Genomic DNA, 18,229 nt, shown 5'->3' on the forward strand with positions numbered 1-18,229 from the left:
ACACAAGGCCGGTAACATTATCAATCACCGTGCCTCTGTCCACCGTGAAAGAGGGGGATTTAATCAGATAACTGCCGTCCTGGGCCAGTATACTGCCTGCTGTCGGACATGCTATAGGTGAGCCAGAAGCATTATAGCAGATAGTCTGACCTGTATCAGAAAGATTCACCTGACACGCATCACCCCTGCCATCATGATCAGAATCCCGTTGGTCGGGATTAAACACTGAAGAACAATTATCCTGCAGATCCGCAATACCGTCACCGTCAGCATCACCGTCACAGGCGTCACCAATGCCGTTGCCGTCAGCATCGGCCTGATCAGGATTATGGACATTCGGGCAGTTATCGTCACAATTAACCGTATTACCACCCCTGCACTTATTGTCACCCGCTGTACCGCTCAAGTCACCGTCATCTGCAATGCCGTCGCTGTCAGTGTCCTGTCCAAAGATCGCATTGACCACACGGTTTGAGGTCATCACCAGAGTGCATGTTTTTGAAGCGCCGGTGCAGTCGCCTGTCCAGCCGATAAAGGTCGAGACGAGATCATTTGGAGTTGCCTCAAGCGTTATGGTATCGTTTTTTGTATAGATCTCAGAACATGCTCCAGTGCATGAAATAGCAGGTCCAGACGGGATGACGGACGTTGAACGTATAGTCCCGCTCCCTGTTCCGAGTTTGTTTACGTTGAGCGTGAAGTCATTATCAATGATCGTAACCGTAGCAGCATCGACGAAGACCAGCGCGTTCGATGAACTGATGTGGACAGTAAAAGTTTCGTCACCTTCAACCTCGTGGTCATTTCTGATCGGTATCCTGATTTCAGCAGAAGGTTGATTGGGAGAGATGGAGCCCGACAGAGGTAACGCAACAGTGCCGCTGATGGTATAATCATCCGTCGTACCGCTGACACTGCCGATCGCAGTACCATCTTGCGTATAATAGCTGAAGTGCACGGTCTCGTTAGTCGTCTTGCTTAACGATACAGTCAGCACTGCATCACCAGCATCTTCATTGACAGAAACATCTGTAATGCTGAGGATTGGCCGCTTTTTCAAACCATATTCCTCGCCGTTGATTGGGTCGGCACCTTTCCTGCCTGTCAGTTTTATCCAGCCGAGGTTTTCGGACCAGACAGCACCGGTGAATTTTTCGACATTTTCACCGCCAAGTGCAGGCACATTATACTTTGCTGCTACTACAGGAGGGCACAGCTCTGTACATGAAGGATTGAAGTTGATCCATCCTGCGAGTTCGCTCCATCCATAACCTGAGAGCAAACCGTTAACAAGGTTGACATTGACGCCCCAATTAGTCCCATTTGTGTTGGTATAAGGACCGGCAGAACCATACCCGAGCTGTATCCAGCCAATATTTTCAGCCCAAATATACCCAGTCAGATAGCCGGTACTGCCATCAACAATCTGCATGCCTTCTGCGGCATTAAGCCAGCCGGCTGTCTCGGACCATGCAAAGCCGCTGACATTAGTGCCCGGAAGCGGCGCTGCCAATGCAATGGCCGGCAGCAGGAGCACCAATATCATGGTTTCGATGAGTATTTTTCTATATCTGGCTTGGGCCGTTTTCATAAGAGCTCCTTATTATTGAACTTTATTGTCATCTGCTTATAATCTTCTGCCCTGTGAGTCTTTCAGACAAAGCATGATTATGATTGCTCTCGCTCAGTTATAAGGTAATATTAAAAGTGGTAGAGCCGATTGACCCGCCTGAACCGTCAGATACGGTAAACGTGAAACTGTCAGTGCCTGTGCTTGCCGGGCCTGTGTCACTATATCTCAAGTCGCAATTATCGATATCAGCCTGCAAAAATGTCCCGTTTACCACTACTGCTGACCATGTACCTGTACCGGTACAACCTGAACCGCTGCTTCTTAACTGCAGCTGTCCCTTTGTAGGAAGAGTTGTCACCGTGTAAGTAATCTGTGCAGTAGTATTATCAACATCGGTAACATTAAGAGAAGTGTTCTGGATAACAGCAAAACTGCCGGAAGTCACTGTGAGGAGATTATTCGCTGCAAGCACAGGAACGTCATTGACTGCAGTGATGGTAATACTGATGGTTGCAGTTGTTGAATTTACTGTCCCGTCATTTACCCTAAACGTAAAATCGTTAGAAACATTTGCCTGGGTCGGTGGCTCATACGCTGATGCGTCAAGTATAAATGCATTTGTATTAGGAATGATCGTAACTGTGCCGTGAGGGGGTGCAGCAACAATACTGTAAGTCAGGGTACTGCCTTCAGGATCACTTCCGACGAGGTTTCCGTTAAGTATCCCGTTTTCGGTTACTGTGAATGAACCATTTGAGGCAGTCGGCGGATCATTTACTGCGGTTACGGTTACAATGACCGTGCCTGTGTCTGTTAAGCTGCCGTCACTCACCGTGTACTGAAACGAGTCCTTGCCGTTGAAATTGAGGGGGGGGGTGTACGAGAGAGTCTGGGTCGTTCCAACTCTGGCTACGGTACCCCCATCGGCTGATGCTGTGTTAAAAGTGGATACGGTCAATGTATCGCCATCATCATCAGTATCGTTTGAAAGGACAATTATCGCTGCTGACGGTGTGTCTTCATTTGTCGTAACGCTGTCATCCACTGCCTTGGGCCGTCTGTTGCATGTGCGACTTCCTGTTATATTACCCCAGCCACCGGTTCTAAGACCCCAGAAGGTCTTGGTATTGCAAACCTCACTCTGCAAGGCGCCGTTTGTGTTATCCAGCGCAGGGAGCAGGCCCATAATGTCGTTCAGAGGATAATCTGTCGTGCCAGTTATGGTCGGACTGATCGCTCCGACCGGGGGCTCGGCAAAGGGTGTGGCAGGAAGCGGGGTCCCTGCAGTACCGTCGTTTAATCGGTCATAGATATTCTTTAACGTATATCTCGTTGTGCTCTGCGCCCCAGGGCCAGCCGGTGCATTAAGCGAACCGGCAAAGACCGCTGTCGGGCATAGCAGCCCAAGCAGGAGCGATACAGCTATTCCATATGTTGCCAACCGTGAAGATCTTCTCTTTTTCCAGGATCTATCCATTGCAGCCTCCCTTTGCTAATACGTTTTTATATGCTGTCAGTCGTATATCCGATTCCATTTTTTCGTCAATGTCCGTTTCTGCAACACCCGCGTCAGCTGTTAATATTCTTCCCATTTCAATACCTCATCCCCTGTGTCAGCAGGCTATTGACCGACAGGCACTTTCGTCAGGACCTGTCCGGCAGCTGTTGTGTACAGCATATAAGCGGCCGATTCGGCCTCATCAAATACCATCGTAATATCCGATGCTTCACCCTCAGACGAAATCAGAAGAGGGTTCGTAATCATCCTGGTAATTGCCGAAGCTGGACGCTGGCCGGTCGTGTCTATAACCTCAAGGTATACTGAATAGAGCCCGGTTGACTCCCTCATGGTATAGGCCTTGATTATCCAATTCTTTGCTTTCAGATAATGACTGTTGCGGCACATCTTGCCATCATCACCGACACACTGATTGTCCACTATTCCATCACAGTCATTGTCCTTCTTGTCACATATCTCAGCTGCGCCAGGATAAATAGAGGCATTGCTGTCATCGCAGTCAGTATTATTGGAGACATATCCGGCAGGAAGTGAGCAGGCAATAACCGTAACCGAGGGATTTCCATATCCGTCGCCGTCAGCGTCTCTATAGAAGACAACACCGGAATGGATCGAAGCGTCATTGTCATTACAGTCAGTATTATTGGAGATGTATCCGGCAGGAAGAAAGCAGGCAATGACCATAACCGAGGGATTTCCATATCCGTCGCCATCAGCGTCTCTATAGAATGCAGTACCGGAATGGATCGAAGCGTCATTGTCGTTACAGTCGGCAGCACTCGAGATCAACTCCTGCAGAGTCTTATACCCCGAGGGCCTGACACAAGAAGTTATGATCCCCGAACCAGGGTACCCGTCATTGTCAGCATCTGGATAATAGGTTGTCGGCGTAGCGCAGTCATCAAGAGGAATTTTCGTGACCGAACCGCGCGGCCCTATGGTTGCGCTCGCAATAAGCTTGCCGTTTAGAAAAATACCTGCAGATTCACCCGGAAGAGCGGCCGATGGATCGCGGGGGGTCTGCGAATCTATCGGCACACGCAGGATAAAGGTATCCAGTGCACTCTTATTACTGCCTAATGTATAACGAGCAATCGGAGAAAAACTGCCGTTTATTGACAGCGTGACCTCGCCGCTCGTGACCGGTTGCCCATTAAGCGTCATGGTTCCATAAAATATATTGTCCGGCTCCGTGAGTCTCGCAAGCCCCGTTCCGGCTGTAAACAGCACACAGCCCAGTATCAGCAAACAGATTCCCATCCTGTTCGACCTCATTGCTTTCACCCCGCCTTCTGGATTCTCACCATATATTAGTAGCTTTTTCATCTCAGTTCCCCGAATACCCATAGGATTCAAAGTAGATCTTTATATCCGAGACCCCTGACAGGAACCTGCTGAGCCCTATTGTTGGGTTATAGTTAAGCGTGCCTCCAGGGATGATCAGCATCCATTTCGTATTCCAGACTGAACGACCTATGAGCCTGCTTTCGATAGTTGTTCCTGAAGTATCTTCATCAGGAAATGCCCTTAAGCTCGAGAACTTCCGTATGCCGCCCAATTGATCGGAAAGGCTGTCGTTGATCGGAATCCAGTCAGGGTTAGCAAGATCCGAGGCTCCGATAGGGAACGGCACAGGGATTTTCTGGTCAATGATCTTCCACTGCCTTGTCTGCATCATATTGCCGGTCGACGCCCGCATAACATCCATGCCTGTCGGGACCAGATAGACTCTCGGGGTGTTAGGCAACTGTGTTGTATCGTAATCAGTGAACCATACCCCTACGGACCGTATTTTTGTGGCAAACATGGTCGGATCATAAAAACTATCGCCAGCCCCAAGCTGCTGACCGAAGAAGTTCCTGCCAAAATTAACTTCTGTACTGAACGGGATCACCAACCCCGGCTGGGGACCGGCACTCTCGAGCGTAAAGGGTCGGCAGTATTTTCTGAACTCAGGTATCTGCCAAAGGTCAGCAGCATAGTACCCAGTGCCACCTACAGGATCATACGGGCTCGAAAGGAGGGTCCTGAAATCTGCGATATCCGTGAGCCTGAAGAGTTCGCTCCTGAGCGAGAACCGGTTCGTCTCTATCTGCGGATTATTGAAACCTATCTGCCCCTTGAGAACACCGAAGTTCTGTCCCAAACGGGAAAGCGGATCAGATAGTCCCTTGGCACCGACAATAGGTCTGCCGTCAATAATCTGTCCAAGGCTCCTCTGCTTCACGATATTGGTAAGGAATTTCTGTCCGGAGGCCGTGTCGCTTCTGAGCAGACCTGTCTCGAAGTCATATGCCTTAGCAGCCAAATAGGTAAATCGCGCTGCCAGATCAAACTGGGCCCGATATTTCTGTATACCGTCATTCCTGAATATCCGGAAGGTCATATCCCGGTAACGGGCCTCCTGGACTTCAGAGGCTACCCATGCACGGTACCCAAAGATTTCGGACTGGAGTCTCTGCCCCGTTGCAAGCACCGAATAATAATTCTGTATGGCCTGCTGCGCGACTTCCTTCTGCGCAAAGACGTCAAGACGGGCTGCAGGCTCCTGCCTGATAAGCGCCTCAAGCTCAACAAACGCACTTGCGAACTCGTAGTTCTGCCCTGTCCTTTCTATCGAGATTTCAAAGGCCTTCTCCGAGACATTCTTACCCCACTCTGTCCATAATTTGAGGATGTCGACTACATCAGCGACTGTGTCAAAGGCAAAGGCCCCACCATCTCCTGCAATCTCAACCGTGCAGGACACAGGGTTTCCGACAGAAACAGCAAGCCCGACATTCTGCGGTACACAATGGGCTGCATCTTCAGAGACAAAATTTAACCCTGCTGAAATCCGCCTCATAATGATATTGGCACTCTCCATTACTTTTATAATGGCATCCAGTCCAAGACTTACGGTAGAACTCTGCTGCATCAATGACAGTTTGTCGGTCTGGAAATCATAAAGCGCCTCTAAACTCTTTACCTTGTCATTTATATCCTTGAGGTAGTTTTCGTAGTTCCTCAGGGAAACTTCATACGCATTACGGGCAAGATATAAATCCGAGAGCGCCCGCTGTATCTCTCCCTCTGCCCTTCTCTGCCCCGCGTTATCTGGCTTGACAATTCCCAACCCTTGAGTAGAGAAGCGATAGGTTACATTACTGGTAGTCGGATCCGTCGGCGGATACGCAGGTGCCTTACATTTCGCTATTATGGGGTTCAGAATAGCTTCTATAGGTGACTGTCCGTAGCATATGGGCGTGAAACTGAGGGTTACGGTGTGAACCGTATCTGGTGGAGCAGATTCACCGGTCAGTTCTGTCTTATCCAGCCACATATAATGAAGGAGGTCAGGTCCGTCATAACCGCTCGGATATGTACCAGTTGGCCCCATATCTCCTGAATACGGGTACCCGTAGATCTCGATCAGACGATTCATGTAGTCAAGTTCCTGAACATACACATCACCGCTGAATTCATAGAGGGTATTTTCATTCTGCCTCAGCATATTGCTGGCCTTGTTCGCATAATCCCAGACACCTTCCACATTCTGAAGCGCCACGGCTGCACGATCATAGATCTGTTCAAAATGAGTCTTTCCCTGAATACCTGACCCTATGGTATTAAAGGCAGGATCAATATCAAACGGAACTATGTCCCGCGCAAGCCCGAGCGGATTCAGCCCCGCATCAGCCTTATCAAGCTGAACCTGGACCTCCAGGAAATTCGCTGGTATTTCTGAGAGATCCTGGACAGTCTTCCGGTCTATCTTCGTCAAATAGGTGCCGGTGACAGCAGGGTCATGAAGCGGATCATTGTCAACTTCTGGCAAAATCGAATTGGCCACGACCCAGTCAAAGTATGCCCCCTGTCCTGTCCTTCTGCCCCATTCCGAGAGTCCCCACGCGCGTGCTGACTCTGGGTCTGCAGGGTCCATCAGGGTATTGTCCTTATACCCCTGCCACTGACCGGCCGGGTCCTCCACATATTTAAGGCGGTACGTAAGGTTCATAATTTCGGCCCCTGCCTTGGCCTTTGCAGCTGCTGCTTTGGCAAACTTCCTCTCATCAAGGTAATCGACCCGAACAGCACCTCCTGCGACCGAAACAGCCTCAGATCTGGGATCCCATGTATAGAACGGATGCCTCAGCAGACGGTAATATCCTTTTACCGAAGTGAGGTAATGACCCCACGCATCTCCGTGGCCCTGTGGGAACATGGTCCTCGCATCATACTCGTCAATAAATCCATCGCCATTGTGGTCCTTGATATTGTAAACCTGCGAATACGCAACCTCGCCGTCATTAGAGGTGAAATTCCAGACCGCGCGGTTATAAACCGGTCTGGCAGAACGGTAGTCAAAGCCCCGGAGCAGCACAAGTTCCTCTTCCAGGAGTGAATCGGCCTGGTTCTGGAAGGCAAAGATCGAGGAAGCAGCAGAGCCGTATTCGATGCTGTTTGTGCCAAAACCTATAGTCGGATCCTGAGCGTCACCATATGCCTCGTTGCCCAGCAGCATGTAGAAATCGGATATCCTGGATGCTGCAAGCAGCAGCGCAGCATTTGCCGGTGCATAATTGACCGGAGGAGTACCGCCAATCGAAAGACTGATGCCTCTGCGAAGCACCGTCTCGTACGCAGAAATCAGCCCCATGCTGTTAAGGTTGTCAGGATCGTTATTCATCGCAACTGCACCTTCATACCGCTCACCAAGCTGGATAAGCATACTGCCATACGTGTTTGTGGGTGCAGATGCAAAGTCTTTTACCCGTGCTTCAAATGGGTTCAGAGCCCGAATTACACGCTTTATCCAACCCTCTGCAAGCGCAGGCCTTGGTGTATCAGCAGTTCCTGAAGGGTCACCTGCCCATGGCGTTGCAACTGATGTGTTGTTGCAGACAGGATATCCCTTGTACCTGACATAGAACCAGTTATCAGATATTGTTGTTTCCGTAGCACCCTTGATAGTTATATCTATGGCACCAAACGGATCCGGAACATTAAAGGGAAGCCATCTTCCTGTAGGTGTCGAAAACTCAGCGGTCTCAGGTGACGGTGGCGGCTCCGGTCCCCTGCCTGTGCCAGGGTCGGGATGATAATACCACTCGAACTCGAAATTCTCAGGTCTTCCGCCGAAATCACCACTATGGCGCAGCACCAGTTTTTCATCAAAAATGATATCTGACTGAATGACCTGTATCTGCCCCTGATAGGGAGCACAGTCTACACGTATAATCTGGAGGCTCACCGGCAGCGAACCGAGACTCGGATCGTCGTTAAAGGCAAGCGTCACAAATCCTGTTCCTGCGGCTGCACCTGCGGTCAGGGCAAAGCCTCCGCCTAAGGCTTCAAGACGCTCAGGATCTCCATCACTGAGGTAATTGCCGTTCAGGTCCTTCATCTTCTCCTTGTTAGCATCATACTTAAAGTCCTGTAAACCTATCAGAGACGGCATGCCCTGCAGCAATGTCCTTTTTTCTGCGCTGTCAAGATTCTCCCAATTCGATAGGTCAACCGACTGCGGCGCAGCAGGCCGTGTTCCTCCGGAATTCTTTAGACGCAGTTGCTGAGGGTTCCTTGTCAGATTAAACAGTGCCTTTACTGTCCTGACATAATCCTCATCATCGCTGAGGGCAAGCAGTTCATCAAGCTCGCTCGCAGACATCACATTAATGAGCATGAGCGGATCACCCATGCCGGTATTATCAAAATAGCCCTTAAAGCCGAGTTTGTGGGTTATGGGGTTATAATAAAATCTGACCATCAGATGAAACGGCAGGTCATTGAAGATTAACTGTCCATTGTCCTCACTAGTGCTGATTTCAGAAGGAATTATCACCCATTTCCCATTTCCGTCATCAAGGAGCAGTTCACGCGGCTCAAGCGGATTGATCAGTTGAACCAGAGAATTATTCGGATCCTGCACATTTGGATCAAGTTCATCATAAACGACCTTGACTGCTGACTGGTTCATCATGTCCGGCAGACCCCTTTTTGCGGTCAGCAGAGTTTCTCCAACATGCAGCACCGGCACGTCAGTAGGCCAGCTTATAGAATATGAAACCTGAATTGGCTGTCCTCCGCCACCCGATCTTCTGTCAAGCCAGCCTACGCACTGTCCTGCAGTTCCATCGAACTTCTGAGGCAGTGTTGGATTATTTGGGTAATCAAAATCGCTCAAGAGCGGATAGTAATACCCTACGTTTACAGTCCCCGCAGAACGAGCCCAATACTGGTTATTAACGCTATCCTGCCAATAGGGGTCACCCTGGGGAATCGACTGAGGACATCCGCTCAGAAGTCGAATCGGATAGGGCGGGTTGATAGTCGAACCCGCTGTCCCCTGGTAATTGAACGAGTTGTACCCATACCCGGTAGTCAGTACTTTATAAGTCAGCATAGACCACTGGTTGTCCACCGGGTTCTTGTATTTAAGCAGCACGTAGGGCTTTGACGGCAGATTGGTCAGAGGATTATACAGGTCATTTCGAAGTGCAAAGACCGCCGCAAATCCGTTGCCTGTTGCAGAGGGGAAGAGAGAGGCATGCTCCTCATTCGGATTATACCCTGCCTGATCCGACTGCGACTGACGATAAACGTGCGCCTCCGGATAGACTGCCGTATCCAAAGCCGGCTGGTTCAAAACATCCGAACCGAGTTCACTGGCTATAATGATCTTGTAAACAACATTGTCCTTCGGCCATTCACATTTATATCTGACAGATCTTACCGGCCACGGGATGTTCTTCAGGTTTGTCTCTGACCAAACGACCACCATATCGCGTCCTGCATCAGGGTCGGTCAGATTCGTACTCTTTGTGGTGGTTACCTCATTGACAGGAATGATCGGCCCCATTCTGGTCTCCTTATCATACGCCCGCTTCGTGCCGAATCCGTCGTAGAAGGCCTTGTTGAAATAAACAAATCCGTTTCTCCCGAGAGGGTCATTATGAACAAAATCCGTTATCCTCTGCCCGACCGTGCAGGCAGCGTCGTCCTGAAATACCGCGCTGTTATCCCAGACGTGCGTCTTGACCACCTCAAAAGCGACAGGGAAATTGGTCAGGTCAAACCCTCCATTGCCGTAGCGTATGACAGAATAGCCCTCTTTTGCAGCATTGAAAAGGGCCCCACCGGTAGCGGTCTTGTCAGTATCAGTTGCTCCATTACCGGTGCGCTGGATACCGGTGTAGCTATAGGTCGTGGTCGACGGCTGCAGTTCAGTCGGCACGCCGGCAATATGGATCTGCGGTCTGTCCGGCCATTTGCTTACACCTGTGGTGAGCACCCGGGTCATGTCCAGAAGGTCAGTCGAGACGCGCCATTTGATCACTGCACCCTTGTCGCCCCATACTGAATAGAGTTTCTTGCTATATTCGCTCCAGAAAAAATTGTTCTCTGCATCCGGTGGAGACAGAAACTCCGGCTTCATTGCCACTGCCCCATCAGGCATTGGGACTTCTTCTCCAACAGTCCAGACCTCGCTTTCCCTCCAGTGTCCAAGCTGGCTGACGCTGGCGAGAAAGACATCGGAATTCCCATCAGAAAAGAGGATCTTGCCGCTTGAGGTATTGCTCGGCTTCTTATTGGGGTCCAAGAAATTACTCATTATAGTCTGCGCATTCAGAACGCTTCCGAACTGCAGACCGGAGATCATACCAGTAAAATAATTGGTGCCGCTCACACTGCTTGCATAGGCTATTGTTACGCCGGTATGAATAGTTTTCGTTGAACTCGTCTTTGTCCCTGCGGCCCTCTCGATCCCGTCGACATACAGCTTCTGCGTTATGCCTGCTCCGAAGGTATGCACCGCATAGTGCCATTGATTGTCAGCAAAATTAGTCCCGATGGTCTGAATAATCTCTTCTGTTCCGTTAAATAACTTGGCCTTAAGATTGCCGTTAGAGAGCCAGATATCCCTGTCCCCGTTTCCCACTTTCGGACCGTTTGTTATCGAAAGGATACCCTCATTAGGTTCACCTGTCTTGAACCAGAATGAGACAGCATAGCTCGTATCGCTGACGGTTTCCTCCCCGAAGATATATTGCTGCTTGCTGCCGTCAAAATACATGGTCGAACTTTCGATAAAGCTGGAGGCAGTCTTAAAGCTGCCGGCAACAAAGGTGGTCCCGGAACCGTCAGTGACAATACCCCGAGCATTTTCGTCATCATACAAGCCCCCCCTCGTAGACCATGACAGGCCGCCGCTGGCCGCCACATACTTACTGACAAAGGCATCGTTCTGGGAATTACCCTTTGCGTTTATCGTATTGATAACACTGCTGTTTTCGAACATCTGGAGATTGCCCTTGAAATTACCTGTTACATAAACTCCGCGACTGGCCAATGCCAGCGAATCGACCGACAATGAGAATGCCTCAGCAGCGTTTAAAGTTGTTGAAGGACCTGCGGACCTGGCCCATTGCCATTGAGCAGAAACGTTGCTTCCACCATTCAATCTTGCGACAAAGGCGTTTACCGGGGCACTTGTGCCGCCGGTCGTATCATGGAGCTGTATTGATCCAAGCTTGGGGGCATTCTTGTAACCGCCCGCTATGTACAGGTCTCCATCAGGGTCCATGGCAATAGCATTCGCCCAGATTGAATCAGTTGGGGCAGTATTTGAAGAATCAACAAGCCACTTTATCGACGGGTTAGGCACCGGGACGGAATTGTTAAACATATTTTTCCCCTGATCGTATATTTTCATTACGAAGAGGTCCTTATTGCCTGTGCCTGAGGCCATGGCAGTCTTAACATTTACCCCATCAGAAAATCTGAAGTCAAAGGTGCTGCTGCCGTCGGAGTTGCCGCCCTGGAAATAACCGGTCACGTAGATCATTGTTTTGGGAGTTGTATAATCTGACTCGTCAAATTTCACCACAAGGCCCGCGGCACGGTCATCACTTTCACGATATCCGGAAGGGCTTGAGATGCAGACATTTTGGCCATACAGATACTGGGCAGCACGGTCTTCAGTGTAGGGCTTGGGAAATGAAGGCTTATTTATTCCGGTGCTATAATCGAGATAGTTGGAGAAAGTAAACGGCGCGGAATAAACAGGCGTTGGGTTCTGTCCATACCACTGTCTGCATTCGTTTTCGTTGAGACCCCAGTTGGAGTCCCAATAGCCGATCTCGCAGGCATGGTGATAGTTAAAGGAAGTCCAGGGTGCTGCTAATGTGTGGTCGTGCTTGTAATATGCATTCGGAGAGTTGCAGCACCAGTTGCCGGTCAGACATTCTATGCCGGGAAAATTCCCTCCCCCTGAAAGAGCCCATTTCCAGTCTCCATTTTTAGTCAGTTTAGCCACGAATACATCGTAGTCAGGATTATCCGGTTTGGAGGGATAACTCTGCGTTGTCAGTGTTTTTGTTGTTATCGTACCGTCATCGTTTAAAATCTGAAAGATCTGGTTTCCTGAAAAAGTCCCTGCCACATAAACTTCAACATCACGGGTAGTATTGATCCCAACGGGTGTAACCCCTATGGCTGTCCCATATCCCTGCCAGTCTCCAGGGATGCTTTTTGCCCAGAGCCAGGTCCCGTTCGCATCGAGCTTTGCCACAAAAGCATCATGCAGCCCTTGCGAGATAAGAATAATATTTCCGAAACTCGCAGTTGCACCGAATTTCCCTGTGATATACACATTGCCTTCATGGTCAACGGTAATGGCATCTGCTGTGTCTTCCCATATGCCGCCCGCACTGACAACCCAGTCCCAACCGCCGCCTGCATCAAGCTTACCCACAAAAAGATCTGAACAATAACCGTTTGTACAGCTTGCGTTTGGGGGTGCCTGGAGAGTCGTTGTCCCAATAGTCGCTGTGCCGGTAAAATAGCCGGCAACATAAACATTCCCGTTCTTGTCGACTGTTGTTGCAAGTGCCTGGTCATTCAAAGAACCGCCGGCCCTCTGCGGCCATCCGGAATCCGCATAAGCCTGTCCTGCATGCAAAAGAAAAAGACAGGAGAACAGAAGGAAAATTGCGGACAACAACCTGGTAAGCATCAGTTTCTTACGATCCCTCATAGTTGTTTCGACGAATGTTTTCATTGGTTCAACTCCCCTATAGCGGTCACCTTTTGCAGGCGGAAAGTGCCGGAAACTTTTATTGTATTTTTGTGAAGACCTTTAAGGGCCTCCTCATACAGGCCTCCCATCAGGCTGCTGCCCCATGCAGGTGATGCGTTCGGATCAGTTGCGCTAAAGGTAAGTGACATGTCCCTGGTGACGCGATAGACCTCAAGAATAGGAGTGTTTACCGCACATATTTCTCCGGCAGGGCAGTCTGCATCGATTGTGCAGCTTCTTCTTGGCAGCGTAAGTGAACAGACTTTCTTTGCCTCATTTCCGTCGGCATCAAAAACTGCAAGATTATTGAGAGGCTTAAATTCCTCGGTCAGATTGTCATGCTCAGGATTAAACCGGTGCATAAAAGGATTTGTCGGATTCGCAGGAGTAAGTATGAGCTGTCCAGTGAGAAGACCGGTAAGAGAAAAGTCACCGTTCATGCTCACATGCAGACCGTCAAAATCATACGCTGCCGTACTGATCCGGTGGCAGAACTCCGTATCAGCCAGATTGTCACATACAAAATTATTCGGAATAAGGGTATCGTCGGTAATAAGAGCATAATGACCTGGATTACCCGGCTTCCACATCTGAATAACATCTTTGATGATCCTTGTGTTCCCATTTGCATCCACATGCAGCAGTATCCTGAATTTAAACGGTGAAGCGACCGGAGTAGGAGTCGTAAAGGCATCATTTGACGGAATCTGCGACTCCGTAACCTTGTCAACAGACACGGTACCGACCCACAGGCCGGTATATGGCGCAGCATGAATCATTCCTGCGGCGCTCAGCAAACAGATGCAGAACATCATCAAAACAGAACCGAAGATTTTCATGGGTACTCTTCCCCCTTGTACCGTATTACAGTATTGATCGATATTTCTTTGTACCATCTTAGAACCCACCCTTCTCAGCACTTACAGGAATAAGGTATCTGCTCCCTGCATCATCAAGTATCTCTATCATCGACTCCGTACGCTGAGTTGATATACCAGCCCTTTTAAGAACAAATCTATAAACCTTCTCCTGGCCTGCAGCAATAGCAAACGTCTCCTCTGCGTTGAACGAAGGCCAGATAATTCCGCCCATAGTGCTGATCTCAAACTTTACAAGCGGTACCGGAGTTGCCATGGGGATATATCGAACGGTGACTGTCTTTACAGATGGGGATGCGTTCTTTATCAAGAGCTTGTTCTCATTAAGTAATTTTTGAAAATCAAGTCCGTCACCAAAATCGGTGCGGACTGTTACAGGACCTGAATATGTTGATGCTCCCTCGGTATAAATCCAGAAGGCCTCGCCAGAACGCATCTGTGCTGAAGCTGGGTTCTGGAGCATCTCCCAAATCCCGGCATTGTTGAGGCGGTATATCGCCTGTCCGGAATGGGCTGCAGAGCTCCCGAAGAAATTGGCAAATGTGGGACCGCCCGCACTATTTATGGAAAAACCGGTGAGATTAAAAGAATTCGGCTCCCATGCCTGGCGCTTGAGCGACGGCCGTCCGGTCACATTCCAGGTGACATTATTATTGCCCCGTATTTCAATTAGATACGCCCGGTTTGCCTGAAGCGTAAAGAGGTTGCTCAACATATTCTCTTCTCCCCTTGACTTAGGGAAATAAACATGCCATCCCTTTACGCCGAGCAGTTTCTCACTCGGGTCCTGGACATACTGCATTGCAATCCCTCGCGGGACCCATGTCCATATGCCTGCCAACGGCAGCCCCTGCAATAGGACCTCCATATCTTTTTGCTCAGGCTCAACCTCAAGGAATATTGCATTCCAGCCAGGATGCAGGTTGAATGTCTGCGTCACCACCGGCCCGGCATGAACTGCGGCAGAAGTGACTATCAAGACAAAAACAACAGACACCAGTAATTCCATCGTGCGAGCAACAATATTCTTCTTCACAGTATCTCCTTTACAAGCCGCCCCTGTAACCCAGGCGCGTAAATAGTTCCGTGGCCATTACATGCTTTTTTGTCATCACTATCTCGGCACTGCAGGAGGAGCAGAGCTGCCTCCTGCGTTTGGCAGTTCTATCTTGCTGAGAAGTTCTCTATTGATCTCGATTTTCAATGCTGATGCGAGCTTTTCATAGAATTCCTTCTCTTTATGAATCTTCTTCTCAAAGAAAAGTCGGCTTTGTATGATCTCTTTCACATCAAAAAAGGGACGGGTTACGCCTGCCTTCGTCTCCATAAGTTTTACGATGTAATAGCCGTCAGAAGAAACGATCACCGAACTGACCTGTCCCGGTTCCTTCAGTGAAAAGATAGCATCCATCACCTCTTTGCCCCACCTGACATCAGAAGCCCCTCGCTTCATTAATCCTGTGTCGCCTCCGCGGTACCGGCTCATCTGGTCGTCCGAAAATTTAATCGCCACTTGTCCAAAAGACAGGGTAGCACGATCAAGAGCCATTGCCTCTGCCCTCGCATATTCTGCCCTTTTGAGAAGCTCTGTCCTCTTTTCATCCGGGGCTTTTGCAGGGACAGATATCTTGATGACCGCAGCCCGCACCATCTGAGGGGTCGAGAATTCGGATGTGTGCTCGTTATAAAATAAACGTATCTCATCATCTGTCACGGTTATTTTTGCCAGCTCCGGTTCAAGATGGTCCTGCCTGTACTGATTGACGATAACCCGCTTAAGCGCGTCGAGTATCGCTGGCTTCTTGTCATATCCCGCATTGATTGCATTGGCATAAAGCACCTCGAACCTGACCATGTCCTCAAGCAAGGTCTCTCGCTGTTCCGGTTTTTCAAATCTGCCCGGCAGGCCGGATCCGCCCTTCTCCATCTCAGCCTTGAAAGCCTTCTCCGTAATATTGAAACTGCCAATTACGGCAATCGGCCTGTCAGCATCACCAGCCGTCTCGGCAGTTCGGCTCCCCCCGACAACCAATATGACACATATCATCGCGGCTGCTATTCCGACCCGAATAGTTATACTAAATTTCATACAGTCCTTTAGTCCCTTCAGGAGATATGACATTCAGTCTCACCCTCACATCTGAAATTGCGGAATCTATCCTTACAGACTTGAAGCCTGTTACAAACAATAGTAAAGTTAAGATTAATAACTAAGTTTAGAACAGCAGATTAAATAAATTTAATCTTGATTGCAGTATATCACTTCGAAATACAATGTCAATTATTTTTTGTGTTCAGTTTTTGTGTCATGTCAAGCCAAAGTAGAAATGTCCTGTTTTTATGCTACGGCGTCCACCCGCGAGGTTCACCCGATAGCTTCCACAGCTATTCAGATAGCTATTCAGATGTGTCCTGCACACGAGTAGGCTTTCTCAAATTCAGGTCCTTCTCCTCCATAAACTTCCAGAATTTCAAAGATATTTTTTCCGCCGATATCACTGCATGTCGTGATTTCGTCGCAACATTTCTGCTTTTTTCGAGACAAAAAAAACCCACTGAATCTTTGTTTTCCGTTAGATTCAGTGGGTTATATGGTCGGGGCGACCTGATTTGAACAGGCGACCACTCGCACCCCAAGCGCTGTTAAATACCCTATCTATTTGATTTTATTTGCTTTTTCTTGTCCTAATTTACCCTATTTTTGCACTATTTATCATAATTTTTCCGACATTCTTCCGACATTGAAAACAACTGCCATTCACGACTCATATCTCGACCCATTTTGCCACTTTTTCAATGATCGGGCACCCTATTGCCGCTCGCTCTATATTATATATTACCAATCATAAGCTCATCAATTCTATAAAGCAGGTAAAAGGGAACTGAAAAGAGTGAATAGCTTTTTTTGTTCAGCGTAGTAATCCTTTCGGTTTTCATATTTCCGGAATATATCCTGACCGCAAAGTCACTATTGCCTTCATCAATGAAATTGTGCAATGAGCGCAACGTGCCTGTCTTGCCGGATTTAACCTCAATCGGTATGAGCCTCTCATTCATCACAACCAGGTAATCCACCTCAGATGTGGCGCCCTTCTGCTGCCGGTACCAGAAATGCAGATTTGCATTCTTCCTGACATTCAACGACAACAGCATCTGCCCAACGATCTGCTCACTAATCTGGCCATGATAAACAGCATTGATATCCGTAATATTAGCTATTTCATTTCTTATTCCCAATTGGTAGTTGACCAGCCCAACATCAAGATGCAGGAGTTTGGGCGCTTTCTTCAGATTGCTCATCAAAGGCAGCTGCTTTGACGTGGAAGCATGAACCCTGCTGATTATCATAGCCTTCTCAAGCACATCAAAAGCCTCGCTCATCTCCCTGCTTCGAAAGTTGGACTCTCCAAACTTCTCATACTTCACCTGAAGGCCTACGTACTGAGCAGCATGTTCAATGATATGTTGTATATATTTTGTCCTGGCAGCGCTTGAATACTTGGAGACATCATCCCTGAAGCCGGTGAGAAGTGATTCATATACAGGGTCAACATCTATAAATGACCGGGTATCGGCATACCGGGCAACGGCCTCAGGCATGCCTCCTACCAGAACATATTCCTGGAATTTTTTCATAACGAGGCTGTGTATCTCTTCAGGGATCACCGAATCAGAGGTTATGGCAGCTATATAATTCAAAGTCTCTGTCTCCTGCAGGGCGGCCAGGAACTCATCAAAGGTCACTGGATACATATAGCAATACTCCACCCTGCCGACCGGAAAGGTAAACCCCTCTGTTTTCATCTTGACCTCCAGAAGGGAGCCTGCAGCAGCTACATGAAGATCAGGCATTTCTTCGTAGAAGTAACGCAGCTGGTTCATGGCTATGGCAGAGTTCTGCACCTCATCAATAAAAATGAGGGTGGAACCGGGGATAATCTTCTTGTTAAATTTGAGCTGAATAAGCTGGAGCAGTTCCCTGAGCGGATACATACGAGAAAACAGGGCGCTGTCATCTTTAAGCTCAAGGTTGATATATATGTATGTTTCAAATGCCTCCCTGCCGAGATGATGCACTGCCGAAGTCTTGCCGACCTGGCGAGCACCCCTGATAATAAGAGGTTTTCGATTCGCCCTATTCTTCCATTCAAGCAGGTATTTGTGAATATTGCGGTTAAACATTATGTCATATTATATAA

General features: G+C 48.8%; 7 protein-coding genes and 2 pseudogenes. All 9 read right to left on the reverse strand.

Translation table 11 applies throughout. The features are described 5' to 3' along the window. Positions 1–172: 172 nt before the first annotated feature. Positions 173–481: pseudogene (locus tag HZB62_03965) on the reverse strand (thrombospondin type 3 repeat-containing protein). Positions 482–757: 276 nt separating this feature from the next. After that, a pseudogene (locus HZB62_03970) lies at positions 758–1,591 on the reverse strand (hypothetical protein). Between the two features lie 97 nt (positions 1,592–1,688). Then, a complete protein-coding gene (locus HZB62_03975) occupies positions 1,689–3,050 on the reverse strand; it encodes a tandem-95 repeat protein (GenBank protein ID MBI5074309.1) in 1,362 nt (453 codons plus the stop codon). Positions 3,051–3,194: 144 nt separating this feature from the next. Continuing rightward, positions 3,195–3,776 carry a putative metal-binding motif-containing protein gene (locus tag HZB62_03980; protein ID MBI5074310.1) on the reverse strand — a complete coding sequence of 194 codons (582 nt, stop codon included), beginning with the start codon at positions 3,774–3,776 and terminating at the stop codon, positions 3,195–3,197. A gap of 643 nt (positions 3,777–4,419) precedes the next feature. Beyond that, the gene (locus HZB62_03985) at positions 4,420–13,134 is read right to left on the reverse strand and encodes a LamG domain-containing protein (GenBank protein ID MBI5074311.1); all 8,715 of its coding nucleotides are present in this window, start codon (positions 13,132–13,134) and stop codon (positions 4,420–4,422) included. Then, complete coding sequence (locus HZB62_03990; protein ID MBI5074312.1) at positions 13,131–13,991, reverse strand: hypothetical protein; 861 nt, start codon at positions 13,989–13,991, stop codon at positions 13,131–13,133. Before HZB62_03990 ends, HZB62_03985 begins: the two co-directional genes overlap by 4 nt. Positions 13,992–14,049: 58 nt before the next feature. Continuing rightward, positions 14,050–15,066: a hypothetical protein gene (locus HZB62_03995; GenBank protein MBI5074313.1), complete on the reverse strand. Its 1,017-nt coding sequence runs from the start codon at positions 15,064–15,066 to the stop codon at positions 14,050–14,052. Between the two features lie 78 nt (positions 15,067–15,144). Continuing rightward, positions 15,145–16,119 (reverse strand): peptidyl-prolyl cis-trans isomerase, encoded by a 975-nt coding sequence (locus HZB62_04000; GenBank protein MBI5074314.1) that lies wholly within the window; start codon positions 16,117–16,119, stop codon positions 15,145–15,147. 740 nt (positions 16,120–16,859) lie between these two features. Then, on the reverse strand, positions 16,860–18,212 hold the full coding sequence (locus tag HZB62_04005; protein MBI5074315.1) for an ATP-binding protein: 1,353 nt from the start codon (positions 18,210–18,212) through the stop codon (positions 16,860–16,862). Positions 18,213–18,229: the final 17 nt, after the last annotated feature.

It is taken from the genome of Nitrospirota bacterium, from assembly GCA_016214855.1.
Taxonomy (GTDB): Bacteria; Nitrospirota; Thermodesulfovibrionia; order Thermodesulfovibrionales; family UBA6898; genus UBA6898.

What these genes read in the sequence shown, in the direction of transcription:
- HZB62_03975 (MBI5074309.1), bottom strand. Translation starts at nt 3,050, where the DNA reads ATGGATAGATCCTGGAAAAAGAGAAGATCTTCACGGTTGGCAACATAT.
- HZB62_03980 (MBI5074310.1), bottom strand. Translation starts at nt 3,776, where the DNA reads ATGGTCATTGCCTGCTTTCTTCCTGCCGGATACATCTCCAATAATACT.
- HZB62_03985 (MBI5074311.1), bottom strand. Translation starts at nt 13,134, where the DNA reads ATGAAAACATTCGTCGAAACAACTATGAGGGATCGTAAGAAACTGATG.
- HZB62_03990 (MBI5074312.1), bottom strand. Translation starts at nt 13,991, where the DNA reads ATGAAAATCTTCGGTTCTGTTTTGATGATGTTCTGCATCTGTTTGCTG.
- HZB62_04000 (MBI5074314.1), bottom strand. Translation starts at nt 16,119, where the DNA reads ATGAAATTTAGTATAACTATTCGGGTCGGAATAGCAGCCGCGATGATA.
- HZB62_04005 (MBI5074315.1), bottom strand. Translation starts at nt 18,212, where the DNA reads ATGTTTAACCGCAATATTCACAAATACCTGCTTGAATGGAAGAATAGG.